Below are 25,041 nucleotides of genomic sequence, written 5' to 3' on the forward strand. Positions count from 1 at the left end.
CATCTGCTTTACCAATAAAGACTTGATCGACATGCTGCGCTCCTCCTGCGTGATCATTCTTGCGCTGCTCGCTTGCAGCCTGTGCGCGGCCCAGGGCAAGGGCGAAAGCGCGCAACCCCTGTATCAGGTGACTGAAGGCAACAAGGTCGACGCCAAGACCCTGGAAGGCTGGAAAACTTGGCGCGCGTTGGCCTGCGAACGCTGCCATGGCGCGCAGCAAGAGGGCCTGGTCGGCCCCTCGCTGCTGGAGTCGCTCAAGAAGCTATCGCCCGATGCGTTCCACGATTTGGTGATGCAAGGGAAGATCGACAAAGGCATGCCGAATTTCGCAGCTTCCGATGCGATGCAAAAGAACTGGCAAAACCTGTATGCCTACCTGAAGGGCCGCTCGGACGGCAAGATCATGCCGGGCCGTGTCTACCCGGCCGACAAATAAACGATGACCGGTCCGGCGCGCCGGACACCGCACCACAGGAGCCGACGATGCGAAACCTGCGATTGCTGCTGGCAACGGCGCTGATGCTGCTGACGGCGGCAGCGCCGGCAGCGCCAGCGGACGGACCGTTGCGCGTCTGCGCCGACCCGAACAGCCTGCCGTCGTCGAACCGGCACGGCGAAGGTTACGAGAACGAGATCGCCCGGGCCATGGCCCAGGATCTGGGCCGCAGGCTCGTCTACACCTTCTTCCCGCAGCGCATGGGCTTCGTGCGCAACACCCTGCGGGCCAAGGACCCCGATACCGGCCAGTGGAAATGCGACCTGATCATTGGCGTGCCCAAGGACTATGAACTGACGGCCAACACGCGGCCCTATATGCACTCGACCTATGCGCTGGTGTTCCGCCAGCGCGACGCGCTGCGCGGCTTGGCCACGCCGCAGGACCTGCTGAAACTGCCGCCCGAGACCTTGGGCAAGCTGCGCTTTGGCATCTTCTCGCGCGCGCCGTCGGTCGATTGGCTGCTGCGCCACCAACTGTTCGAGCAGGCCGTGGTCTATCAGCAGCAAAGCGGCGACCCCGACGAGGTGCCGGGCGGCGTGGTCGAGCGCGACTTGCTGGCCGGCAAGATCGACATCGCCATTCTGTGGGGGCCTATTGCCGGGTACCTGGCGCGCCAGCATGCGGGCGCGGGCGACTGGGTGATGCTGCCGTTTCAGCCCGATGCGCAGATCAAGTTCGACTACCGGATCGCAATGGGCGTGCGCTTTGGCGAAAAGGAGTGGAAGGACGAGGTCGATCGCTGGATTGCAGGCAACCAGGAGAAGATCGATGCGATTTTGGCCAGTTACCGGATTCCGTTGGTGGACGAACGAGGCCATCCGGTTGCTGTCGGGCCGGTGGCCGGCGGCTCGGCACCGTAAGGCGTGCAGCACACCCCATCGGCCAGTTGCCGCTGACGCCGTACCGGCTGCCGCACCAGCAAAAACCAGTTGGCAGCCACTGCGCGACATCCAGCCGGTGCTGATGATCTCGGGCGTCACCTTTGGCATCCTGGTGCCGGCCGACAGCCCGCTGCTCGACTGGGGCCGCGCCCATCCGGGGCAACTAACGGTCGGCTCCACCGGGGTCGGCACCACGGCGCATCCGGGCATGGCAGACATACTCTCGCGCAGCGGCATCTGCTACGTGCATGTGCCCTATCGCGGCACCGCCGACCAGATGCTGGCGGTGGCCAACCATGCGCTGATGGTCGACGTCGACTCCACCGGCTTCGCGCCGTTCGTGGACTGCGGGCAGATGCGTTTGCTGGCCGTATGCAGCGCCACCCGCTCCAGGCGCTGGCCAGAGGTGCCGGCCGTGGAGGAACGGGGGTTTCCGGGTGCCGTTTACAATGCGCCATACGGCATCGGTCTGCCGTATGGCGCCGGGCCGCATATCGTCAAACGCCGGCACGATGCGTTCCATCACGCGCTGTTCCAGCCCCGCCATGTCGCCGAGCTGGCCCAATACGACCCGGAACCGAGCTACCTGAACACGCAGCAGTCCCCAAGCCTACCTGGAGCGTGCCCGGGCCAAGGAACGCGCATTCGTCGAACGCCTGGGCCTCGGAATCACGCCGCAGGCGCTGCCGTGACTATTGCCACCCGCCATGACCACTGTGCCAGCCCTTGCCGAAACCGCAGCCGACGCGCTGAACTGCCAAGGCGTGCACAAGCGCTTTGCGGCCCGGTCGGCCCTTGCCGGCGTGTCGCTGCGCGTGCGGCGCGGCGAATTCGTGGCCTTGCTCGGCCCGAACGGCGCGGGCAAGACCACATTGTTCCAAATCCTCACCGGACTGTTTGTCCAGGACGAGGGCCAGGTCAGCGTCATGGGCGCCGACATGCGTGCGGCGCCGGTCCAGGCGCTGGCGCATATCGGCATCGTGTTCCAGCAACCGGCCATCGATCTCGATCTGTCGGTCGAGGCCAATCTGCGCTTTCATGCCGATCTGCATGGCTTGTCGCGCCAGCAGGCAAACGCCCGCATGGCGCCGCTGCTTGCGCGCCTGGGCTTGGGCGAGCGGCGCCGCACGCGGGTGCGTGAGTTGTCGGGCGGCAACCGGCGCAAGGTGGAACTGATGCGGGCGCTGCTGCACCAGCCCGATCTGCTGCTGATGGACGAAGCCACGGTGGGGCTCGATCCTGGCTCGCGCATGCAGATCGTCACCGAGGCGCGGCGCCTGGCGACGCACAGCCAAGTGGGCATACTCTGGGCTACGCATCTGGTGCCGGAGGTCGAAGTCAGCGACCGCGTCGTGGTGCTGCACCACGGCCTGGTGCGCTTCGACGGCGCGCCGGCGCAACTGCTGCGTACCACCGGCGGCGCCAGCCTGGAAGCCGCATTCCTGTCCCTGACCGGGACTGCCAACGATCACTGAAATGACCGACATGACCGAAATCACGCCCCCCTCTGCGTTGCCGGCCCGCCTGCGGGCACTGTTGGCCGGGCTCTGCCTGGCCCCCGGGCTGGCCTTGAGCGCCGGCACCGGCCAGATCTTCGTCTCGAACGAGAAGGACGACAGCCTGACCCTGATCCGGGCGGACACGCGCCAGGTGACGGGCACCCAGGCGCAGTGCAAACGGCCGCGCCACCTGCAACTGTCGCCGGATCGGAGCCGCCTGTACGTCGCTTGCAGCGACGACCACCGCATCGACGTGATCGATGTCGCCAGCCGCAAGACGGTCGACACACTGTCGGTCGGCGAGGACCCGGAATTGTTCGACCTCAGCCCCGACGGCAAGTCCCTGTATGTATCGAACGAGGACGATGCGCTGCTGTCGGCCTTCGATGTGGCTTCCGGCAGGAAGCTGTTCGAGGTCGAAGTCGGCGAAGAGCCTGAAGGCGTCAAGGCCAGCGCCGACGGCAAGCATGTCTATGTCACCTCCGAGGTGGCGAACATGGTTCATGTCATCGATGTCGCAACGCGCAAGCTGGTCAAGAACATACAGGTCGGCAACCGGCCCCGCCGCTTCGCCCTGACGCCGGACGGCAAGGAGCTATGGGTCAGCAACGAACTCGGCGCCAGCGTGAGCGTGATCCGCACCGACCATCTGACGGTTGCGCAGACCATAGAGTTCGCGCCCAAGGGCTTGCGCATCGACAACATCACGCCGGTCGGCATCATCATGTCCGCCGACGGCAAGCGCGCCTATGTCGGCTTGGGCCGCGCCAACCATGTGGCCGTGGTGGATACCGCGAGCAAGCGCGCGACAGACTACATCCTGGTCGGCAAGCGGGCCTGGGGCCTGGGGCTGACCCGCGACAACCGCCTGCTGTATGTGGTCAATGGCCTGTCCGACGATGTGAGCGTGGTCGACACCGCAAGCAACAAGGCAATCGCCACCATCCGGGTCGGGCGGGTGCCGCATTCGGTGGTGATCGATGATTGAAACCGGCAGGCCGGGCATGCGCAAAAACGGGTTCCTGCGCAACGGCCGATGGGCATGGGCATGGCTGCTGGCCTGCCTGTGCTCCTGGGCCGCAGCCGCGCCGCCAGTGCGCATCGCCGTGGTGTCGCTGGCCGACGATCCGCGCTATGACCGCCGGCAGTTGGAAAAACGCTACCCGGGACACCCCGAAGGGCGTCCGCTCGATGGCGCCAAGGTCGCCGCCGCCGAATCGCGCTTCGCGCTCGATGCCATCGGCGTGACATTGGTGCTGGAGCCGATCGAAGTCCGTGCCGCCGCCGACATCGCCGCCACCGTGAGCGATCTGCTGCGCCAGAACGTGCAGTATTTCGTGCTCGACCTGCCCGCGCCTGCCGTGGTGCAGGCCACCCGGGCCGCTGCGGCGGCGCAGGCGCTGCTGCTCAACGTCTCTGCCGACGACGACAGCTTGCGCGGCGCCGACTGCGCGCCCCATCTGCTGCACACCCTGCCCAGTCTGCGCATGCGCAGCGACGCGCTGCTGCAATACCTGGCCGCGCGCAAATGGCGCAAGGGCCTGCTGTTGCATGGCCCGCTGCCGGCGGACCGGCAGCAGCAGGCCGCATTCCTGCAATCGGCCAAACGCTTCGGCGTGGCCTGGTCCGCGCAGCGCCCGTTCAAACTGTCCAACGACCCGCGCGAGCGCGACCTGTCCAACCTGAACCTGTTGACCACCGGGGTCGACTACGACGCCATCGTGGTCGCCGACAGCGCCGGCGAATTTGCCCGCTCGCTGCCCTATGCCAGCGCGTTGCCGCGCCCGGTGGCCGGCGCCAACGGCCTGACCGCGCAAGCCTGGCACTGGGCCTGGGAGCGCAACGGCGGGCCGCAACTGAGCCGGCGCTTTGGCAAATCGGCCGGCCGGCCGATGACCAGCTTCGACTGGGCCGCCTGGGCCGCCGTGAAAGCAGTGGTGGCAGCGGTGACGCTCTGGCCCCAAGCGGGCTTTGCCCGGCAGCGCGAGGCGCTGATCTCCGGCGAAGTGGTGCTCGACGGCTTCAAAGGGCCGCGCCTGAGCTTTCGCCCCTGGGACGGGCAATTGCGCCAGCCGCTGTTTCTGGCCCACCCCGATGGCGTGATCGCCACGGCGCCGCTGGAGGGCTTCCTGCATCCGAAAAACGACCTCGACACGCTCGGTGCGGATGCCCCGGAAACAGCGTGCCGCAAAGCCCGTTGAAGCAGGCGATGGCCCACCCCGTCACGCATCGGATGCGCGCGCTGCGGGCGGTGGCGGGCCGGGAGATAGGCAAGTTCTTCCAGCAGCCTGGCCGGATGCTCTCGTCGCTGGTGCGGCCCCTGCTGTGGTTTTTGGTGTTTGCCGCCGGTTTCCAGAACATCTTCGGGGTGGCCATCATCGCGCCTTACCAGACCTATATCGAATACAAGGTCTACATGGCGCCGGGGCTGCTCGCGATGATCGCGCTGTTCAACGGCATGCAGTCCTCGCTGGCGATGGTGTACGACCGCGAGATGGGTGTGATGCTGCTGCTGCTGACAGCCCCCCTGCCGCGCGGCTGGCTGCTGGCCTGCAAACTGCTCGGCGGCATGTTGCTGTCCTTGCTGCAAATGCTGGCCTTCCTGCTGGTGGCGTTAGGCTTTGGCGTGACGTTCGCATGGCAAGACCTGCCGGGCGCGCTGGCGGTGATGGCGCTGGCGGCGCTGATGCTGGGCGCGCTCGGCCTGCTGCTATCGGTGCATGTGCGGCAGTTGGAGAACTTTGCCGGCACGATGAATTTCGTGATCTTCCCGATGTTCTTCATCAGCTCGGCCCTCTACCCGCTGTGGAAGCTGGAGGAATCGGGCGCCACCATCGTCTACCAACTGGCGCGCGCCAACCCGTTCACGCACGCGGTCGAAGCCATCCGCTTCGCGCTGTACGGCCAGGCGCAATGGAGCAGCCTGGCGGTGGTGGCAGGCTGTGCGGCGCTGTTCTTCACACTCGCACTGCGGGGCTACGACCCGCAGCGCGGCGTGGCCCGGGCAGCGCGCGACCTGCGCGCCGGCCGTTGAAACGGCGCCGCCACCGCTCATTCAAAGACAAAAGCCTTTCTTTTATCCAGCAGATAAGGGCGGTAATATCCGCAGCCGGGACTGACCGGCAACAAATCCTCACTGACGGAAAATCCGAGCTTTTCCATCATGTAGCTTCTGCGCTGCCGCATGCGGGCATACAGCGCGGGGTGCTGCGCCGCCAGTTGCTGGCGCAGACTGCTGTCTGCCACGTAATAGCCATCTTCGATATTGGCACCGAACCAGGGTCTGGCCGGCGCCGGTATGATGTCGAGCTGCATATAGCTTCCCGACTTGATGGCGATGGTCGAGCCTTGGTAAATCGGCGAAGACACCCATTCGTCGTCTGCGATCAGGTGCCCGGGATTCAGCGGCCAGCCATGGCGTTCCCGGGGATATGCCTGCTCGATGGCCTGGTATATTTCACCGCCGGTGACGCCGGCCTTCAGGCTTTTTATCCAGGTATATGCGGCGCTCATGTACGGACGCACCACTTGCCCGACCCAGTCCCGGCAGTCCGCCGGCATGTCATCGGGGCCGCCCGCGACATACGCGGCGCGGCAACTGAGTGCGCCTCTGAGGCCCAGGGCGACCGTCAGAAAATCACCCCGGTCGATGCGTTGTGTCGAGGGACTCGGGAGTCCCAGACGCGCTTTTTCCTTGACGGAAAGCATCGGATGGCAGCAGGCCGGAAGCCCCCGCGTCTGAAAATGGCGCGCCAGGGCCAGTTCGCTCTGCCCTGGCTGCACGTTATCGAGCACCGCAAGCACCGACCCGGACACCAGACATGCGGCATATTCATATTCTGCCAATTGGGCCGGCTCCACGACACTGCGCAGGCCATGGCCGGCGTGCATGAAAAGCGCAGTGGCATTTTCCACATTGGCCTGCCCGACCAGGGAACGCAGTGTTTCAACCAGGTAGTGCGGCACTTCGAAAGCCGATTCCATGCCGTCAGCCCTGGTGAAATACTTCCAGCCGACGATGCCGATGCGGGCATCATTTCCGATCCCCATCTGCATCAGGTAATCCTTGAAGGAATTCCTGCCGATCCGTGGCTGATCGAGCAGACTCAGTGAAGGAAAATGCACCACCTCATGCTCGACCCTGGTGAAATGATTCGGTACCAGCCGGTTCTCATTGCCCAGGAAAACCACCGGCCTGGATTTCAACGGCACCACCAGGATCGCTTCCTCGAAGCGCGGCTCGAAATTCATCAGGTATCTGAAATTGGCGGCATGCTCCCGATCGGCATAAATCACCAGATACCCGATGGAATGCTCATCCATCTTCTCATGCAGCGCCTGGAAACGCCGGGCAAACAGGTCGGCCCCCAATTCGGCGTAATCTTCCACCAGTGAAACATCCGGAAAATCCGGTTCCTGCAAAACGGGCTGTCTCATGCCATCGGGTCCTTGGGTATGTTGCTTCGGGGCGGGTCGATGGCTGGCCTTGGGTCGCGGCTTCTTGCGCGGTCTGCGGGTCGGCGTCAGGCGACCATCAGTACCCTCAGGTCGGCCATCGCACCGGGCTGTCTGCCCATGTTACTTGGGTTTGCTCCGAAGGCCGCGCCGCCGGCACTTGTCTAGATGCGGCCGATCCTGGCCGCGATCTCGGCCACGCGCTGGCCAAACTGCTTGCAGGTCTGCAAATCGCCGGCAAACATCTCGGCCGCAGAGGCGTCCGACGGTGACTGCGCCATCGCACCGCTGAAGCTGCCGATCCAGTTCACATCGTTGCGCGTTGCCGCTTTGGAGTTGGCCGGCATCATGCCCGGGCCGACCCACAGGCCGCCATGCTGCATCGCCAAGTGAAACAGATAGTCGAGTGTCACCTGCTTGTCACCCTGGATGCTGGAGCTGTTGGTAAAGCCCGCGAACAGCTTGTTCTTCCAGGCCTGGCTGAACCAGGGCTTGGACGAGGCCTCGGCGAACTTCTTGAACTGCCAGCTCGGGCCTGCCATGTACGTGGGCGAGCCAAAGATGATGGCGCTGGCGCCCGCCAGGGTCTCCCAGCCCGCTGCGGGCACATCGCCTGCGGCATCGATGGCGATCAACCGGGCGCCAGCGCCCTCGGCCACGGCCTGTGCCAGGCGCTGTGTGTGACCGTAGCCAGAGTGGAAGACAACTGCAATCTCTGCCATGAAACGACTCCTGATGGTGCAAGGGAACGAAAAAACGCGCCCATGAACCGGGGCCGGATCGGCGGGACTGGCCCGGCCCGCAGGGCGCGCACTGCTGGAAAGCCGCCGCCATTTTCAGGCGCCCGGCCTTTGCCGTGCTGTAGAGTGACCATACCCAGGTTTGGCATTGCCGCCCGGCACCGAAAGGCCCTCCATGAGCATCTCCCCACCCGCCCCACGGCTGCGGCGCAACACGCCTGCCGGCAAAACCCCGCGCCATTTCGCCATCGTCGGCGCGGGCATGGCAGGCATCACCTGCGCGCGCACGCTGGCGCAGGCCGGGCACGAGGTCACGGTGTTCGAGAAATCCGCCGAGGCCGGCGGCCGCACCGCCACCATCGACACCCCGTTTGGCAGCTTTGACGCCGGTGCCCAGTATTTCACCGTGCGCGATCCGCGCTTTGCCCAGGCCGTGGACATGCTGCCCGGCCTGTGCAGACGCTGGAGCGCCAACGCCGTGCAAATGCTCGACGCCGCAGGGCGCGTGACCGCCAGCGGTCTGCCCCGGCGCGAAGCGCACTGGGTGGCCAGCCCGGGCATGCAGTCGCTGGTGGCCCGCTGGGCCGAGCCGCTGCGGCAAGCCGATCGGCTCATGACCGGCGCGCGCGTCACGCGCATCGAACCCGAGCATGACCCGTCCCGCGCGCCGGCCCACCCCCGATGGAAGCTGCGCACCGAAGGCCCCGATGGCAGCCGACAAAGCCATGCCGGCTTTCATGCCGTGCTGCTGGCCCAGCCCCCGCTGCCGGCGCAGGCATTGCTCGAGAACGCGGGGCGCAGCAGCTTCCTGAGCGACGCGCTGGAGCCTGTCACCACGGCCCCCTGCTGGACGCTGATGCTCGCCTACCCCCAGGCCGTGCGCCCGGGCCTGACCACGCTCGGCCCGCAATGGAATGCCGCGCGCAGCACGCACCACCGCATTGCCTGGCTGGCGCGCGAATCGTCCAAGCCCGGCCGCCAGGTGATCGAGCGCTGGACCGTGCAGGCCAGCCCCGTCTGGTCGGCCGAACATCTGGAAGACGACCCGGCCCGCGTGCAGGCCAAGCTGATCAAAGCCTTTGCCGAAGTCACCGGCATCCGCGCCGAACCGGCGCATGCCGACACGCGCCGCTGGCGCCACGCCCAAACCACCCGCCCCCTGGGCCGCAGCCATCTGTGGGACGCAGACCTGCGCCTGGGCGTCTGCGGCGACTGGTGCCTGGGGCACCGGCTGGAAGATGCTTTCGTCTCGGGGCTGGAACTGGCGCTCGCCGTGGCCTGACGGCCGGTGTCGCCGCAGGCACAGCGCCGCCACGCGCCGGCGCAGCCCCGGCGCCGCCGGCCGTTGCGCGCGTTGCGCGAATTGCCGCCGGACGCACCGGCCCCGCAGATATACTTTCGGATTGATGACATTCAAGCCCCCGATACTCCTGAGGACGTCATGAGCGACACCCCCCACCAAGAAGAAGCCCATATCGGCCCGATCAAGAACCCCAGGCAATTGCTGGCTGCGGTTCTTTTCTCGTTTCTGATTCCGATCTTTGGCATCATTGGCCTGGTGCTGTATGTCGCGTCGGCCGACCAGCCCGCTGCCGGCGCTGCCAATCCCGAGCGCGCCATTGCCGAGCGCCTGCAAAAGGTCGGCGCTGTCGAAATCCGCGATGCCAACCGCCCGCTCAAAAGCGGCGAAGAGGTGTTCAAGACGCAATGCATGACCTGCCACGCCGCCGGCGTAGCGGGTGCGCCGAAATTGGGCGATACCGCTGCCTGGTCCGAGCGCATCAAGACCGGCCTCGATGCGCTGCTGCACTCTGCGCTCAAGGGCAAGGGGGCCATGGCCCCGCAGGGAGGCGGCGACTTCAGTGACACCGAAATCGCCCGCGCCGTCGTTCATATGGCCAATACGGCCGGCGCCCATTTCGAGGAACCTGCGGCCCCGGCCGCCGCAGCCAGCGCACCGGCGACCGAATCCACCGCCGCTGCCGCCAAGTAGCGCGCAGCCGGGGCACCTCCCCCGGCGTCAGCGCCTGCCCGCATCCCGCAATGCGCAGGGGCTCGGGGTGTAGCGATAGCGTGCCGGCAGTTCCTCGGCCAGCACCGGCCGGGGCGTCCAATGCCCGGCAGCCACCGCCTCTGCGGCAATGCCCACATCCAGCGTGTGCACCAGGCCGACGCCGATATCCGTGGCCAGATAAACGCGGCCTTGCGCATCGAGCAGGCAATCGAGCGCCACGGCCTTGCGGCCGGTGTGGCTGAGCACGGAAAAATCATCGGCCTGCAAGCGCCACACCCAGGGCGTGAGCGCCAACTCCACATACACGCGCTGCGGCCCGTTCTGGAAGAACCACCGCCCCTGCGCATCAGGCTCGTAATTGCGCGCAATGAACGCGATCAGCTTGTCATGCTGCAACAGCGCGCCTTTGCTCTGCGCAAACGGGCCGCCCGCCTGCGCAGCGTCATCGCGCAGGTACCAGCGACCGCGCATATCCAGCCCCAGCCAGCCATAGCAGTCGGGCACCTGGGGCCATTTGGCCAATGCCTGTTTGACGATGTCATCCATGGGCCGATTGTGCTGCCTCTGCTGCCTGCTGCTGCTTTGCGTGCTGCCGGCCACCATGGCACCACCTGTCCGGATGGCCACAGGTGCCGGCCTGCGCCGCAGCACAGGCAGTTCAGTGCAGCAGCGCAGGGCGCGGCGTGTCGATCACATGCGCGGCGGGCAGCCTGCCGGGGCTGGAATGGCGCACCACCATGCGCCAGCCCTGCGGGGTTTTGTGGTACACGGTGGTGACCAGCAACACGGCCAGGCGCGGGGTGGGCTGCGTCAGCCGCAACTGCTCGACCACGCTGTACACGGCACTCGACAGGGTCAGCACGCGGTTGACCTGCATCCGCCGCAAAACCACGGGGCCTTTGGCAAACACCGCCGTGAACTCGTCACGGATGGCGCCGGCGCCCAGCAGGCGCGACCCGCTGGGCCGCACGTAGGCGATGTCGTCATCGTCCGACCAGCAGGCCATCAGTTCCTCGATGTCGCCATGCCGCAGGGCCTCGTAGAACGCAGATTCGGTCTCGTCCGGAGAACCATTGAGGGGGACGGTTTTCGATCGGGCATGGGTCATGGTGGTGCAATGGATTGAGATGCGGCGTCCTCGGCGTGGACTGCGCCCGTTTCCTGGGTCATGGAGAAAAAACTACGGTGCAGCGACCGGGCGGGCCTGCCAGCGATCGTAGCCGGTCTGGCGCAGCACACAGGCCGGGCAGGTGCCGCAGCCATGGCCCCAGGCATGCAATACGCCGCGCACGCCGTGGTAGCAGGTGTGCGAATCGCGCACGATCAGTTCCACCAGAGCCTGCCCGCCCAGGGAGCGGGCCAGTTCCCAGGTTGCGGCCTTGTCCAGCCACATCAGCGGCGTCTCGAACGTAAAGCGCTGCCCCAGCCCCAACGACACGGCCACCTGCAGGGCCTTGAGGCTGTCGTCGCGGCAGTCGGGGTAGCCGGAAAAATCGGTCTCGCACATGCCGCCCACCAGCGTGTGCAGCCCGCGCCGGTATCCCACGGCGGCGGCCAGGTTGAAGAACAGCAGATTGCGCCCCGGCACGAAGGTGTTCGGCAGGCCGGCGGCGCTCAGTTGGATGGCGCTGTCGCGCGTCAGTGCGGTGTCGCTGATGCGGCCCAGCACGGACAGATCGATCATGTGGTCTGCGCCCAGCCGCTCGCGCCATTGCGCAAAGCGCGAGCGGATCGCCGCCAGCACGGTCTGGCGCGCTTGCAGTTCGACATGGTGGCGTTGGCCGTAGTCAAAGCCTATGGTCTCCACGTGGGCAAACTGCGTCAGCGCCCAGGCCAGGCAGGTGGTGGAGTCCTGGCCGCCGGAGAAAAGAACGAGTGCGTGTCCGGCTCTCATGGGGTGCGCGGCGCTTCATCCCCGTGGCGGGAGCACAAAGCGCGAACGGAGATGCAAGAGGGCATTCACGACCAGCACCAAGCCCTGCGGGTGGGTGGATGGCGCGGACGAGATCAAGGCAGGCATCAGCCCCCCGAAGAAGGCTCGTTCAGGCCATCGTCACGGCGATGAAGGCCAGCAGGAACATCATGATGCCGCCCACCACCGGCAGCACCAGCGGGACGACCGGGACGATGCTCTCCACCGGGTCGTCCGATGGCGCTGCGGGGGCTGGCAAGTGGTGGGGGTCGGACATCTGAGCGCTCCAGGGGTTTGGGGGGCTTGGCATCTGCGCGATTGTACCGATGCCAAAGCGTCAACCTTGCTGCGCCATGCAGCGCATGCAAGGCGATCGGGCGCTGGCCTGGCAATCGCCAACGAGCGAACGGCTGCAACGCAGGCGCGGCGCCGTCATCGCCCGCCGGGTCTGCCAGCGGGTTGTCAGGCATCAGCGCAATTGGCGCCTGCGCAACCCTCAGTGCCATCAGTGCCCTCAGTACCAAAAGCCATGCGACTCGACCTGGGGCGCCTGCCCGACGATGGACAGCGGCATCTTCGCTGCGGCGCCAAGGGCGGTGATGTTGCCATCGGCCTGGCCGTCGGCATCGTACTGGCCGCCATCCTCGATCTGAAAGTCCAGCCGCGTGCGCCCGCCTTCGCTGGCCACCTTGCCGCCGTAGGGTTCGCTGGCCAGGTTCACCCAGGTGCCGGCGCTGTCCTTGACCCAGAAGCCGTTGACGCCAAGCGCCTGGTCTACGTACAGGCTGAAGCTCTCGGTGCTGTGACCTTCGGTCAGGTCGACCTTGAATTGCGTCAGTCCGATCGGCGTCTCCATGCCCTTGGGCTGATTGGCGGGGGGTTCGTTGAACGCCATTTCGCTGATGCGCGCGTTGCTGTCGGGGATCAGCTTGCCGTCCTGGCTGCCGGCCACCAGGGTCAGGTCGCGGGTCGAAGCGACGGCGGCCTGCTGGCTGTCCTGGACATCGTCGCCGTTGCCGTCGCCATCCGGGCCGGCCGAGCCATCGGGGCGCAGCAGACCGGGGGCCTGGTCCTCCTGGACGTTGGGCACACTGTCGTGGTCGGAGTCCGGCGTCGACGTATCGTCGTCAATCCTATCCGGGCTGAGGTTGGTCACCGACCTGGCCGCAAAACTGGCCGCGTCGTGGCCGCTGGTGGTGCCGGTGCCGGCTTCCTGCACCGCTTGCAGGTCGTTGCCGGTGCTGGGGTCGTTGTAGGCGACGCTCACCCGCTGGCCCCCGCGCACGGCGTTGACCAGCGTCAGCGTGATGGTCTTGGCCGCTGCATCCACGGCCACGCCGGCGACATCGTTGCGCACACCATCGACCAGCACCACAAAGGCATCGTTGGGCGCGTTATGTGCCTGGTCCGGGTCCAGCGCGGTTTCATCGCTGTAGCGCAAGACCAATTGCCTGCCGTTCACCGTAGCGTCGTTGACGGCAAAGACCTTGGTGTCGATGGCGATGGTGGAGTCGTAGAACGGCTGGATACCACTGTTGACGTTGCCGGCGCGATCTCTGAGGCCGTCCAGCTCGATGCTGATCTCGCTGCTGGTGCGCGCCAGGTCGGCCGTGGGGGTGAAGGTGGCTGTCCAGATGCGGTTGTCGGAGCCGGCGACCGGCGTCAGGTCGCTGACAGAACCGTTGGCGATCTGAATGGCAGCTTCGGTGAAGTCACTGACGCTCTCGTTGAAGGTGACGGTGACGGTGGCGGTTTCGCCAGCGGTGAGGCGCGCTTTGTCAAACGTGGCGCTGGTGGGATGGGGATCCACGGCGTCGACCTCGTAGTTGTCGGTGCTGGCGCTGGAGTTAGGCACTGCGGCGTTGCCTGCGAGGTCACGCACGCCATCGAGGTTGCGGATGCTGACGGTGTTGGTGGAATCACCCGCGACATGCGGACTGGCATGGTAGGTGATGGTCCAGGTGCGGCCACCATCTGCGCTGACCGGCGCTTTCGGGCTGAAGGTGATGTAGGGAGAGGCACTGGAGTTGTCCAAATTGATGTTGGCCAACGTGAAGCCGGTGACTGCCTCGCTGAAGGTGAAGGTAATGGTGACGTCGGTGTCCTCCAAGACGATGGAGCTGGGGCCGACCACAGAGACGATGCTGGGCGGCTTGTTGCCGAGGCTGTAGGTGGCAAGGGTTGCGCTTCCCGTGCCCGCGTTGCCCGCAGCATCGGTGATGCCGTCCATGTTGACGGTGATCTGGACATCCTCAGGGGTGTTGGCCGGCAAGGTGGCCGGCGCCCTCAGGTCTATCGTCCAATTGGTGCCGCCGTCGGTGGTGCGCAGGTCGCTCAGCGTGCCCTTGCCCGTCGGTATCGTCAGGTCATCGATGATCAAGCCGGTGACCGGCTCGGAAAAGCTGAAGGTGATGGTGGCTGTATCGCCGGCGCTCAAGTCGCAGTCGGGCGAGAGTCGGTAGGTGGAGGCGAGAGTGGGCCGCTGTGTGTCGGCGGTGTAGGTCTTGATCAGGTTGCTGGCAGGGCGGTCACCTGCGGCGGGAATGCTCATGCGGATGGTGCCGCCGGCGTTCTGCGTGTTCGGGGTGGGGGTGAGGTCGAAGTAGTAATTGGTACCCCCGGCGAGCGTTGCGCTGGTCACATATTCCACCGTGCCAGGGGCCTGCGAAAAGTCCAGGCCATCGAGCCGAAGGTGCACCCCTGTGCATCGCAATACCGGGTTGTACGTGTTGTCGATGAAGACGGTGACTCTCGCCGTTTCGCCGGCTTTGAGGGCGGAGTCATTCATGTAGATGCTGTGGGCCACGGTGTGTTCCTTTCGATGGAATGGATTGGTGGGATGAAGAGGGGGTCGATCGGGCTTCGGTCATCCGCCGTGGCCAGCACCACAGCGCAAGCGTGTCAGCGAAGTTCCTTTTCTGTCCGGAGACAGCGCGTGACATCTTTGACAACTCGAAACATTGAAAGTGTCGCGATGGTAATGCCAAAACCGGCAATTTGGAAGACCAAGACATATCAATTTGATCTCCGGCCATCCGCAATCACGGTGGCATTGGTCGCTGGACATGACCTTGGGCGAGGACACATGCCGGGTCCGCAAGGGCAACGCTGCCGCGAATCCGGCCACCCTGCGCCGCTACAGGCCCCACTGGGTCAAGCCCGGCCAGACTCCCACGCCATCTGTGCGTATCCGTGCGCGCCGAGATCGGGCACGCAGCCTGGGATGACCGCATTCCGCCGTCCATTGCTTCGCAGGCGGTGGAAGTTCTGCTGCTCTGATGCGATGGCCCTGGCAGCGCATGCCCGGCGCCTGGCCTTGCCGGCAGGCGCCGGCGGCGCGCATGCCCTCACGGGACTGCGCGACCGGTGACGGCGCATGGCCATGCGCCTCGATACGGTTGGTTTTGCCACCGGAATGGCCCAGGCCCATGCCCGGGGTCAGGCACGGCACATGCACCCCGCCGGCGACGGCCAGGGAGGTGTTTCAGACGACGGCGGCGCAGGGTTGGCCGGCTGCCGCAGGGTTGCCGGCTACCGGTCCAGGCCCGGCATCGGCGCGCATCCGGTCATTTGCGCACGGGGATGGGCTGCGCCGGGTCCACCGGCACGGCGGTGACGCTGTTCTGGGGCGAGCCGTCGACGAGTTTGTCCGAGTAGGTCAGGTAGACCAGCGTGTTGCGCCTGGCATCGACCATGCGCACGATGCGCAGGCGCTTGAACAGTATCGACATGCGTTCGCTGGACACCTCTTGCTGTTGACGCAGCGGTTCGGGAAAGCGGATCGGCCCGACCTGGCGGCAAGCGATGGATGCCTCGGCGCGGTCTTCGGCCAGCCCCAGCGTGCCCTTGATGCCGCCGGTGCGCGCACGCGAGACGTAGCAGGTCACGCCCTGCACGCCCGGGTCGTCATAGGCTTCGACGATGATGTCGTGGTCGCGGCCGATCCATTGGAACGCCGTGTCCACGGCGCCGATCTTCTCGCCCGATGCGGCCTGCCCGGTCGCTGCGGCCAAGGCCAGCAATGCGGCGGCGGTGATTTTGCGGCTGCGGGTCGATGCCGGGGCGGTCATGGTGTCGGTCGGGTCGGTCATGGTGTCGATCATGGGGTTGCGGCGGCTTCGGCGCAGCGCCGGGTCAGATGGGCCAGGGCCTGCTGCACCTGATCGACCAGCACCAGGCACAGGTCGCCCGGTTGCAGCCGCGCCAGCGCGGTGTCGATGGCGTTGAATTCGCCGTGGATTTCTTCGATGTGGCGCGCGCGCGCTGCGCCGATCAGGCCTTGGCGCAGCAGCGCCATCACTTCGCCGTCGCTGCGGCCGCGCTGGGCCGCGTCCTGGTACAGGATGACCTCATCGAACGCGGCGCCCAAAATCGCGCTCTGCTGGCGGATGTCTTCGTCGCGGCGGTCGCCGGCGGCGCTGATCACCACGCTGCGGCGCTTGCCGGATGCGGCGTCGATGGCCTCGACGGCGCTGGCGAGCGCGCGCATCGCATCGGGGTTGTGGCCGTAGTCGGCAATCAGGGTGGCGCCCCGGTAGTCCATGATGTTGAAGCGCCCGGGGGCGTTGTCGCTGTCGTTGACAAAGCCCGACAGGCCACGGCGCAGCGTCTGCCACGGCAGGCCCACGCCCCAGGCGGCGGCCACGGCGGCCATCACGTTGTCGACCTGGAAGGCGATCGTGCCGTTGCGCGTGACCGGCACGTCGCGCAGATGGATGGTCTCGCGCCACGAGCCTTCCGAGGCCACGATGCAGTCGCCATCGACATACACGGTGCGGTGGCCCTGGGCGCGGTGCGTGACCATCACCGGGTGGTGGCGCCCGCCGGCAAAGTAGATCACCTTGCCGGGGCAGGCCGGGGCCATGGCGGCGACGATGGGGTCGGCGGCGTTGAGCACCGCATAGCCGCCGGGGGCCACGTTCTGCACGATCACGCGCTTGAGCACGGCCAGGTCTTGCACCGTGGTGATGTAGTTCAGGCCCAGGTGGTCGCCGGTGCCGATGTTGGTGACCACGGCCACCTGGCAGCGGTCGAAGCCCAGTCCTTCGCGCAAGATGCCGCCGCGCGCGGTCTCGAACACCGCAGCGTCCACCTCGGGGTGCAACAGCACGTTGCGCGCGCTTTTCGGGCCGCTGCAATCGCCGCTGTCGATCTGGCGCCCGTTCACATACACGCCATCGGTGTTGGTCATGCCCACGCGCAGGCCCTGGGCCGTGAACAATTGGGCGATCAGGCGCGCCGTGGTGGTCTTGCCGTTGGTGCCGGTCACGGCCACCACCGGGATGCGCCCGTCGTCGCCATGGGCGTACAGGCGCTCGACGATGGCCTGCGCCACGTTGCGCGGCTTGCCATACGAGGGCGCCAGGTGCATGCGCAGGCCGGGGGCGGCGTTGACCTCGACGATGCCGCCGCCTTGTTCTTCCAGCGGGCGCAGCACGGTCTCGGCCACCATGTCGACGCCGCAGATATGCAGGCCCACCATCCGGGCGGCGGCCACCGCGCGGGCGGCCACTTCGGGGTGCACGTCCTCGGTCACATCGGTGGCGCTGCCGCCGGTCGACAGGTTGGCGTTGTTGCGCAAGATCACGCGCTGGCCCTTGGCGGGCACCGAGTCCGGGGTCAGCGCTTGCAGCGCCAGACGGGCCACGGCGATGTCGTCGAGCGCGATTTTGGTCAGCGCGGTGGCATGGCCCGTGCCACGGCGCGGGTCCTGGTTGACCTGCTCGACCAGTTCGCGCACGCTGTGCACGCCGTCGCCCAGCACCTGCGGCGGGTCGCGGCGCGCGGCGGCCACCAATTGCTCGCCCACCACCAGCAGGCGAAAGTCATGGCCGGGCAGAAAGCGCTCGACCATCACCGTGCCATGCCGGGCGGCATTGCGGTAGGCGTCCTCGAGCTGGGCGCGCTCGCCGATGTTCACCGTCACGCCCTTGCCCTGGTTGCCGTCCTGCGGCTTGAGCACCACTGGCAGGCCCACTTGCAGCGCAACGTCCCAGGCTTGCCCGATGCTGTGCACAGGCTGGCCCAGCGGCACCGGCACACCGGCGGCGTGCAGCAAGCGTTTGGTCAGGTTCTTGTCCTGGCCGATGGATTCGGCCACGGCGCTGGTGCTGTCGATCTCTGCGGCCTGTATGCGGCGCTGCCTGGCGCCCCAGCCAAACTGCACCAGGCTGCCCCGGGTCAGGCGCCGGTAGGGGATGCCACGGGCCAGCGCGGCTTCGACGATCGCGCCGGTGCTCGGCCCCAGCCGCTCTTCGGCATCGAGCTCGCGCAAGGCGGCCACGGCCTCGGCGGCGTCGAAGCGGCCACGGCCTGCTGCGGCTTCGATGAGTTGCTGCGCGTCGGCAAAGGCTTGGCGTCCGACGGCCTCCTGGCTGTACTCGACCACCACCTGATACCGGCCCGCCTCGGTGGTGGCCGTGGTGCGCGCAAAGCTCACCGGGCAGCCGGCCTGCGCCTGCAATGCCAACGCGGCAGCTTGCAGCACATGGGCCAGCGTGATGTCGCTGTCGCCGCCTTCGGGGTGCAGCGCGCCAATGGCCGGAAACAGCGCGCGCAGCCGCGCCTCGAAGCCGGTCATCCGGCCCACGGCCCGCTCGGCGGGCGCGCAGTCGACAAGCGCCTCGATGGCCATGTGGCGGCTCCACAGGTTCGGGCCGCGCAGCGCTCGGGTTCGGGATACTTCCATGGGCTTGCTCTCTCGGTCGGTCAGCGGGTCGGTCGGCGGGCGGTCGGCGCGCCGGGGCGCGGGTTCATGCTGCGCACGCGCCACCGGCTCCGGCAGGCAGTTCTTCTTCGGCAGGCTCGAAGGTCTTGATGCCCGCGCAGATCAGTTCCGGGGCAATGCCCAAGGCCCAGCAGACGGCGATGGCGGCCAGCAGCGCGTCGATATCGGGCAGCAGCGCATGGCGGCCAAAGCGCAGTTCCGACACCGGCCCGAGCCACTGCTCGGCGCTGCCGCTGGCCAGCACCACTTGGCCGTTTTTCACGAGCACGGCGCGGCCATTGCCGCGCTCGCGGTGCGCGCAGATCACGGGCAGGCTGGCGTCCTGCGCATACAGCAGCACTGCGCCGTCGGACAGCGCGGCAAGCTCTGCCACCTGGGCGATGGCAGCGTTCAGCACGGCGGCGCCCTCGGGCAGCACCACATCGACCTGGGTGCGCAGCACCCGGCTCATCTGCGCTCGATCGTGCACGTCGAATTCGGCCAATGGCTCCAGGCCGTCCATGTCGGTCACCAGTCCCACCTGGCAGCGGTCATAGGCCAGGCCGTCGCGCAAGATGGTGTGGGCGTTGCTCTCGATCACGGCGGCCTGCACCAGGTTGTTCATCAGCAGGCGGTGGCTGGCTTGCCAGTGCGTGCAGTCGCCGCTTTGCACGCAGCGCCGGTCCAGGAACAGGCCCTGCCGGCAGGCCAGGCCGGTGTGGCGTCCGCTCAGGTGCAGCAGCCAAGCCACCAGGCGCGCGATGGTCGCCGTGCTGCGCGTGCCGGTCACGCCCACCACCGGAATGCGCCCGGCCCGCTCGCCCGGCTCCTGCCCCTGCGCAGCAAACAGATGCTCTGCAATCGCCTGGCCCACCGGGCGCGGCGCGCCCACGGCTGGCTTGAGGTGCATCAGCAGGCCAGGGCCGGCGTTGACTTCGACGATCGCGCCGCCTTGCTCTTGCAGCGGGCGCGCGATGTCTTGCGCCACCAGGTCGATGCCCGCTATGTCCAGCCCCACGACCTTGGCGGCCAGCACCGCGCTGTAGGCGACCTCGGGGTGCACTTCGTCCGTGCAGTCAATGGCCACATTGCCGTTGCGCTGCACCACGATCTTGCGCCCGGCGGCGGGCACACCATCGCCTTCGAGCCCCTGGCGCCGCAGCTCCAGTTGCACCGACTCATGGGTGGCGATGTCGATGACTTCCAGCGGATACGCCTCTTCGTAGCCCCGGCGCGGGTCGGCGTTGATCTGGCTATCGATCAGTTCGGCCACCGTCGAGCGGCCGTTGCCGGTGATGCTGACCACCTCGCCGCGCGCTGCGGCCACCAGTTTGTCGCCGACCACCAGCAGGCGGTGCTCGGCGCCGGCGATGAAGCGCTCGACCATCACCTGGCTGCCCTCGGGCTCGGCCAGCCGGTACGCGGCCTCGATGTCTTGACGGCTGTGCAAGTCCAGCGTCACGCCTCGGCCGTGGTTGCCGTCCGAGGGCTTGAGCACCACCGGCAGGCCGATGTCCTGCGCCGCCTGCCACGCCTGCTCCGGGCTGTGCACCAGCCGGCCCTCGGGGATCGGCAGGCCGCACGACGCCAGCAAGCCCTTGGTCAGTTCTTTGTCGCTGGCAATGCCCTCGGCGATGGCGCTGGTGAAATCGGACTCGGCCGTCCAGATGCGCCGCTGTGCTGCGCCGTAGCCCAGTTGCACCAGGTTGCCATCGTTGAGCCGGATATGCGGAATGCCCCGCTCGGTCGCGGCCGCGACGATGCAGGCCGTGCTCGGGCCCAGGTACTGGTCATCGACCTCGGTGCGCACGCGGGCCACGGCAGCCGGCACGTCAAAAGCCTGGTCATTGATCGCGGCCATGATCAGACGGTGGCCCTGGGCCAGCGCCACCCGCGCCACGCTCTCGTCGCGCGCCCGGAACACCATGCGGTAGCGGCCGCGCTGCGAAGTGCTGCGCGTCTGGCCGAAACCGGTGGGCATGCCCGCCAGGTTGAGCAGTTCGATCACGATGTGCTCGAGCACATGGCCGCACCAGGTGCCTTCCTGCAAGCGCTGCAAGAACCCGCCGCGCTCGCCCACGCCGCAGTGGTGCTCGATCAGCGCCGGCAGCCAGGCCGTCAGGCGCTCATTGAAACCGGGCAGGCGGTGCGAGGGATGCTCCTCCAGCGCGCCCAGATCGAGCCAGACCTCCAGCACCGGCCGGTAGGTCCAGATATTCGGGCCGCGCAGGTATTGGATGCGCAGCAGTTGGATGTCGTCGAATGTCGCCATGAAAACAAGACAGTGCAGAGGCTGTGTTCCCAGCCCTGGTGCGGGCTTTGCGGGTGGATGCGTGGAGGGGCTTCGTGAAAGGCTTCGTGGCGGGCGTCGCAGCGCGGGCCGGTGCGCCGTCAGCCCAATGGCGGCCCGAAGCGTTGCGCCAGGGTGCCCGGCCTGCCGTATCGGGGACAATGCGCGGCTTCATGCGACCGGCGCGCGCCGGGCCAGCGATGGGACCGGCGCGACCGACGAAATCGCTCAGCGCAGACTGCCAGTGGCAGAAATACCAGCCAAAAATGCAACATCACCATTGTGTGGACGCCTCGGATGTCTTTGCTGACCCTGTGGGGGCCGGTTTGCGGGCCATGCTCATGCCCCAAGAGAACGTGCTGGCGCTGCTAAAGGTTGACCTGAGCGCCGCACTGCGCTTTGCCGCAGCCTGGGTGGTGCTCAGCACCGACCGCCTGCTGACCTGCGATGCGGGCAGCCCGCACTGGCGCAGTTGGCCGCTGAACGCCGCGCTGACGCTGCGCCTGCAAGACCATGGCGGCGTCGGCACGCTGGAGTTGCATGACCCGCAGGCGCGCCTGGCGCAGTGGCGCTTCACGCTGGCCCGGCACACGCAGGCGCTGCGGCTGGTGCAATGCTTTGAGCAGCAAAGCGCCCGGATCGCCGGCGGGGCGGACGACCGGGCGGACGGCGGCAACGCAGCGCAAGAGGAAAAGGCCGCCATCTGCGCCGCCGCCCCCGACCCCGTTGGCCCCGTTGGCCCCCCGTGCCCCCTGTGTCCCCTGTGTCCCCTGTGCCAAACCCCGCTCCCCCCCGACAGCGACGCCTGCCCGGCCTGCGCCCGCGCCCAACCCGCGCCGACCTCCACCTGGGTGCTGCTGCGCCTGTGGCGCTTTGCGCGGCCCTACCGCCGGCAACTGGCCGCCGGCTTTGCGCTGACGCTGGCCTCGACGGCGGCGACGCTGGTGCCGCCGTACCTGAGCATCCCGCTGATGGACGACATCCTGATCCCGTTCCAGAACGGCCGGCAGATCGCCCCCGGCCTGGTGCTGCTCTACCTGGGCGCGCTGCTGCTGTCGGCGCTGGCCGCCTGGGGACTGAGCTGGGCGCGCACCTACATCCTGGCGCTGGTATCCGAGCGCATCGGCGCCGACCTGCGCACCAGCACCTACGAGCACCTGCTGCGCCTGTCGCTGGACTACTTTGGCGGCAAGCGCACCGGCGACCTGATGGCGCGCATCGGCTCCGAGACCGACCGGATCAACGTCTTCCTGTCGCTGCACGCGCTCGACTTCGTCACCGACCTGCTGATGATCGCGATGACCGCGGCCATCTTGTTCTCCATCAACCACTGGCTGGCGCTGGTCACGCTGGTGCCGCTGCCATTCATCGGCTGGATGATCCACCGCGTGCGCGAGCGCCTGCGCACCGGCTTCGAGAAAATCGACCGCGTCTGGTCCGAAGTCACCAACGTGCTGGCCGACACCATACCGGGCATCCGCGTGGTCAAAGCCTTCGCCCAGGAACAGCGCGAAGCCCGGCGCTTTCGCGACGCCAACCAGCACAACCTGCAAGTCAACGACAAGCTCAACCAGACCTGGAGCCTGTTCACGCCCACCGTGACGCTGCTGACCGAAATCGGCCTGCTGGTGGTCTGGGCCTGCGGCATCTGGCTGGTCGCGCACGCGCAAATCACGGTCGGGGTGCTGACCGCATTCATCGCCTACATCGGGCGCTTTTACGGGCGGCTCGACGCGATGAGCCGCATCGTCTCGGTCACGCAAAAGGCGGCGGCGGGCGCGAAACGCATCTTTGACATCCTCGACCATGTGAGCAACGTGCCCGACCCCGCGCAGCCCGTGCCCATCGGGCGGATGCAGGGCGCCATCCGCCTGCAAGGCGTGGGCTTTCGCTATGGCAACCGCGCCGTCATCAAAGACCTGGAACTGGACATCCGCCCCGGCGAAATGCTCGGCCTGGTCGGGCACAGCGGCTCGGGCAAAAGCACGCTGGTGAACCTGATCAGCCGCTTTTATGACGTCAGTGCCGGCTCGATACAGGTCGATGGCATCGACATCCGCCGCTTTGCCGTGGCCGACTACCGCCGCCACATCGGCCTGGTGCTGCAAGAGCCATTTTTGTTCTTCGGCACGATTGCCGAGAACATCGCCTACGGCAAACCCGAGGCCCGGCGCGAGGACATCGTGGCCGCAGCCCGCGCCGCGCATGCGCATGAATTCATACTGCGCCTGCCGCAGGGCTACGACTCGCTGGTCGGCGAACGCGGCCAGGGCCTGTCGGGCGGAGAGCGCCAGCGCATCTCGATCGCCCGCGCGCTGCTGATCGACCCGCGCATCCTGATCCTGGACGAAGCCACCTCGGCCGTGGACACCGAAACCGAAACCGAAATCCAGAAAGCGCTGGACAACCTGGTGCAAGGCCGCACCACCATCGCCATCGCGCACCGCCTGTCAACGCTGCGCAAAGCCGACCGGCTGGTCGTGATGGAGCAAGGCGCAGTGGTCGAAGTCGGCCCGCATGACGCGCTGATGCAACAGCGCGGCGCCTACTGGCGGCTCCATGAAGCCCAGGCCCGCCGCACCGGACAAGACAGCCAGGGCAGCCAGGGCAGCCAAAACGACCAGGACAGCCAGACCCACCAGACCAGCGCCCGCTGCCCGCCGCACCCGGCCCAGCCGGCGGCCCACCGATGACACAGCCGCCGGCCACCATCGATGCCACCATGCCACGATGAGAATGTCGCAATGAACACCACCACCCCGCCGCCGCCACCGCCCGCCTTCACGCTGGCGCGCAACCCGCATGGCCGCCTGGTGCTGACATTCGCCGATGGCACGGCGCACGAAGGCGTGACGCCGGTGCGCGCCTTTCCGATCGCCGCGCCGACCCAGGGGCTTGCGCTGCTCGGCCAGGACGGCCACGAACTGCTGTGGATTGCCCGGCTCGATCAACTGGCCGCCCCGGTCCGCGCGCAGATCGAGCAAGCGCTGGCCCTGCGCGAGTTCGTGCCGGTCATCGAAAAAATCCTCACCGTCTCCAGCTTTGCCACCCCGAGCACCTGGGAGGTGGAAACCGACCGGGGCCTGACCCGCCTGGTGCTCAAGGCCGAAGAAGACATCCGCCGCCTGGGCGCGCGCACGCAACTGCTGATCGCCAGCGGCGACGGCCTGCAGTTTTGCATCGAGGACAGCACAGCGCTGGACCGGCATTCACGGCGGCTGCTGGAGCGCTTTCTGTGAACCGGGCGTGCCGACCGCCGACGGCCCTGCCTCGGCACGAGACGCCACCAAAGTGACCCCCGGCGCCGTGATCGACACCCCCAGCGCTGGTGATGCTTCGCCGATCGCTGCCCATCATTCATGACAGGCAGTGCAGGAGTCTGGCGCGGCAGCCTTTGTCGAAGCAGCCAAGGACCAGTACCTGTACGATCAAACCCAGGCCATCGTCAAGGCGTTCAATTCGTCATCAGGGGGCCTTGGCATATGCCGGGGCCTTCGCCATAGGGGCAAAGTCATGCAGACAGCCATCACACCGCCCGCCGTTCCGGTCGGCGAATTCAAGAGCTTTGGGCCGTTGGGCCCGAAATACGAAGTGGGTCGAGCCATTCGCCAGTTGGGCGATGGGGACTGGATGATCGAGATCACGATGATCGAAACGGGCGAGAAAGCGGAATACCGTTGGTCGCATCTGATCGATGACCCGCAGGCTCACTGATGTACGCGCTAGCTTTCGACCTGGTGGTGGCCGACACTGCCAAGCATCACCCCAAGGGCGTGACACAGGCGTATACCGAGATTGGCGCGGTGCTTGGCGAGTATGGCTTTCGCCGCGTACAGGGTAGCCTGTACGTCACCGATGACGAGAACATGGCGAACCTGTTCCTTGCCATCCAGGCGCTGAGAACCCGGATGTGGTTCCCAAAGTCCGTGCGCGATATCCGCGCTTTCCGTATCGAGCAGTGGTCTGACTTCACTGCCGTGGTGAAGTCGTAATGCCCCAAAACCATATGCGCCAGGCTGAAAAACCCCTCAACCTTCCCTTCGTT

22 protein-coding genes and 1 pseudogene are annotated in these 25,041 nt (G+C 67.0%); 13 read left to right on the forward strand and 10 right to left on the reverse strand.

Going from position 1 to position 25,041, the window contains the following annotated elements; translation table 11 throughout:
• The first annotated feature begins 31 nt into the window (after window positions 1–31).
• The 7 genes and pseudogenes from VEIS_RS24130 to VEIS_RS24155 all read left to right on the forward strand — a co-directional run bounded on the left by VEIS_RS24130 (window position 32) and on the right by VEIS_RS24155 (window position 5,913).
• Window positions 32–436, forward strand: coding sequence for a c-type cytochrome (locus VEIS_RS24130; RefSeq protein WP_041951264.1), 405 nt, complete (start codon window positions 32–34; stop codon window positions 434–436).
• A gap of 83 nt (window positions 437–519) precedes the next feature.
• Entirely contained in the window at window positions 520–1,359 is an 840-nt protein-coding gene (locus VEIS_RS24135) for a substrate-binding domain-containing protein (RefSeq protein WP_232287984.1), read from the forward strand.
• Window positions 1,360–1,462: 103 nt separating this feature from the next.
• A pseudogene (locus VEIS_RS31405) lies at window positions 1,463–1,924 on the forward strand (tripartite tricarboxylate transporter substrate-binding protein); the annotation flags it as partial.
• 163 nt (window positions 1,925–2,087) lie between these two features.
• Window positions 2,088–2,855 (forward strand): ABC transporter ATP-binding protein, encoded by a 768-nt coding sequence (locus tag VEIS_RS24140; protein ID WP_011812640.1) that lies wholly within the window; start codon window positions 2,088–2,090, stop codon window positions 2,853–2,855.
• 1 nt (window position 2,856) lies between these two features.
• Window positions 2,857–3,867 (forward strand): PQQ-dependent catabolism-associated beta-propeller protein, encoded by a 1,011-nt coding sequence (locus tag VEIS_RS24145; protein ID WP_011812641.1) that lies wholly within the window; start codon window positions 2,857–2,859, stop codon window positions 3,865–3,867.
• Window positions 3,868–3,883: 16 nt separating this feature from the next.
• Window positions 3,884–5,080, forward strand: coding sequence for an ABC transporter substrate-binding protein (locus tag VEIS_RS24150; RefSeq protein ID WP_049774123.1), 1,197 nt, complete (start codon window positions 3,884–3,886; stop codon window positions 5,078–5,080).
• Window positions 5,081–5,088: 8 nt separating this feature from the next.
• Window positions 5,089–5,913: an ABC transporter permease gene (locus VEIS_RS24155; protein WP_011812643.1), complete on the forward strand. Its 825-nt coding sequence runs from the start codon at window positions 5,089–5,091 to the stop codon at window positions 5,911–5,913.
• Window positions 5,914–5,930: 17 nt separating this feature from the next.
• On the opposite strand, the gene VEIS_RS24160 is transcribed toward VEIS_RS24155, so the two are convergent.
• A complete protein-coding gene (locus VEIS_RS24160) occupies window positions 5,931–7,316 on the reverse strand; it encodes a M24 family metallopeptidase (protein ID WP_011812644.1) in 1,386 nt (461 codons plus the stop codon).
• Between the two features lie 182 nt (window positions 7,317–7,498).
• The gene (locus VEIS_RS24165; protein ID WP_011812645.1) at window positions 7,499–8,056 is read right to left on the reverse strand and encodes a flavodoxin family protein; all 558 of its coding nucleotides are present in this window, start codon (window positions 8,054–8,056) and stop codon (window positions 7,499–7,501) included.
• A gap of 193 nt (window positions 8,057–8,249) precedes the next feature.
• Here VEIS_RS24165 and VEIS_RS24170 point away from each other — a divergent pair, with 193 nt between their 5' ends.
• A complete protein-coding gene (locus VEIS_RS24170) occupies window positions 8,250–9,356 on the forward strand; it encodes an NAD(P)/FAD-dependent oxidoreductase (RefSeq protein WP_011812646.1) in 1,107 nt (368 codons plus the stop codon).
• 159 nt (window positions 9,357–9,515) lie between these two features.
• A complete protein-coding gene (locus VEIS_RS24175; RefSeq protein WP_011812647.1) occupies window positions 9,516–10,067 on the forward strand; it encodes a c-type cytochrome in 552 nt (183 codons plus the stop codon).
• A 27-nt stretch (window positions 10,068–10,094) separates the two neighbouring features.
• On the opposite strand, the gene VEIS_RS24180 is transcribed toward VEIS_RS24175, so the two are convergent.
• The 8 genes from VEIS_RS24180 to VEIS_RS24210 form a co-directional block, all read right to left on the reverse strand.
• Window positions 10,095–10,634, reverse strand: a complete 540-nt coding sequence (locus VEIS_RS24180) for a DUF2946 family protein (RefSeq protein WP_041951267.1) — start codon at window positions 10,632–10,634, stop codon at window positions 10,095–10,097.
• Between the two features lie 112 nt (window positions 10,635–10,746).
• Window positions 10,747–11,196, reverse strand: coding sequence for a YybH family protein (locus VEIS_RS24185; protein WP_011812649.1), 450 nt, complete (start codon window positions 11,194–11,196; stop codon window positions 10,747–10,749).
• Between the two features lie 72 nt (window positions 11,197–11,268).
• On the reverse strand, window positions 11,269–11,982 hold the full coding sequence (queC, locus tag VEIS_RS24190; protein WP_011812650.1) for a 7-cyano-7-deazaguanine synthase QueC: 714 nt from the start codon (window positions 11,980–11,982) through the stop codon (window positions 11,269–11,271).
• A 148-nt stretch (window positions 11,983–12,130) separates the two neighbouring features.
• The gene (locus VEIS_RS30075) at window positions 12,131–12,277 is read right to left on the reverse strand and encodes a hypothetical protein (protein ID WP_198137935.1); all 147 of its coding nucleotides are present in this window, start codon (window positions 12,275–12,277) and stop codon (window positions 12,131–12,133) included.
• 237 nt (window positions 12,278–12,514) lie between these two features.
• Window positions 12,515–14,806 (reverse strand): Ig-like domain-containing protein, encoded by a 2,292-nt coding sequence (locus tag VEIS_RS24195; RefSeq protein WP_011812651.1) that lies wholly within the window; start codon window positions 14,804–14,806, stop codon window positions 12,515–12,517.
• Window positions 14,807–15,566: 760 nt separating this feature from the next.
• A complete protein-coding gene (locus tag VEIS_RS24200) occupies window positions 15,567–16,070 on the reverse strand; it encodes a CreA family protein (RefSeq protein ID WP_041951268.1) in 504 nt (167 codons plus the stop codon).
• A gap of 29 nt (window positions 16,071–16,099) precedes the next feature.
• Window positions 16,100–18,688 (reverse strand): cyanophycin synthetase, encoded by a 2,589-nt coding sequence (gene cphA, locus VEIS_RS24205; protein WP_041951269.1) that lies wholly within the window; start codon window positions 18,686–18,688, stop codon window positions 16,100–16,102.
• 64 nt (window positions 18,689–18,752) lie between these two features.
• Window positions 18,753–20,978 carry a cyanophycin synthetase gene (locus tag VEIS_RS24210; protein WP_011812654.1) on the reverse strand — a complete coding sequence of 742 codons (2,226 nt, stop codon included), beginning with the start codon at window positions 20,976–20,978 and terminating at the stop codon, window positions 18,753–18,755.
• 284 nt (window positions 20,979–21,262) lie between these two features.
• Between VEIS_RS24210 and VEIS_RS24215 the strand changes: the two genes are divergently transcribed.
• The 4 genes from VEIS_RS24215 (at window position 21,263) to VEIS_RS24230 (ending at window position 24,988) form a co-directional block, all read left to right on the forward strand.
• Window positions 21,263–23,689, forward strand: a complete 2,427-nt coding sequence (locus VEIS_RS24215; protein WP_011812655.1) for a cyanophycin metabolism-associated ABC transporter — start codon at window positions 21,263–21,265, stop codon at window positions 23,687–23,689.
• A gap of 51 nt (window positions 23,690–23,740) precedes the next feature.
• A complete protein-coding gene (locus VEIS_RS24220) occupies window positions 23,741–24,235 on the forward strand; it encodes a cyanophycin metabolism-associated DUF1854 family protein (protein WP_041950329.1) in 495 nt (164 codons plus the stop codon).
• A gap of 274 nt (window positions 24,236–24,509) precedes the next feature.
• The gene (locus VEIS_RS24225; RefSeq protein ID WP_041951271.1) at window positions 24,510–24,710 is read left to right on the forward strand and encodes a DUF5397 domain-containing protein; all 201 of its coding nucleotides are present in this window, start codon (window positions 24,510–24,512) and stop codon (window positions 24,708–24,710) included.
• A complete protein-coding gene (locus VEIS_RS24230) occupies window positions 24,710–24,988 on the forward strand; it encodes a virulence factor (RefSeq protein ID WP_011812658.1) in 279 nt (92 codons plus the stop codon). The genes VEIS_RS24225 and VEIS_RS24230 overlap by 1 nt, the downstream gene beginning before the upstream one ends.
• The last annotated feature ends 53 nt before the right edge of the window (window positions 24,989–25,041 follow it).

Origin of the sequence: Verminephrobacter eiseniae EF01-2 (assembly GCF_000015565.1) — a bacterium.
GTDB lineage: Bacteria > Pseudomonadota > Gammaproteobacteria > Burkholderiales > Burkholderiaceae_C > Acidovorax > Acidovorax eiseniae.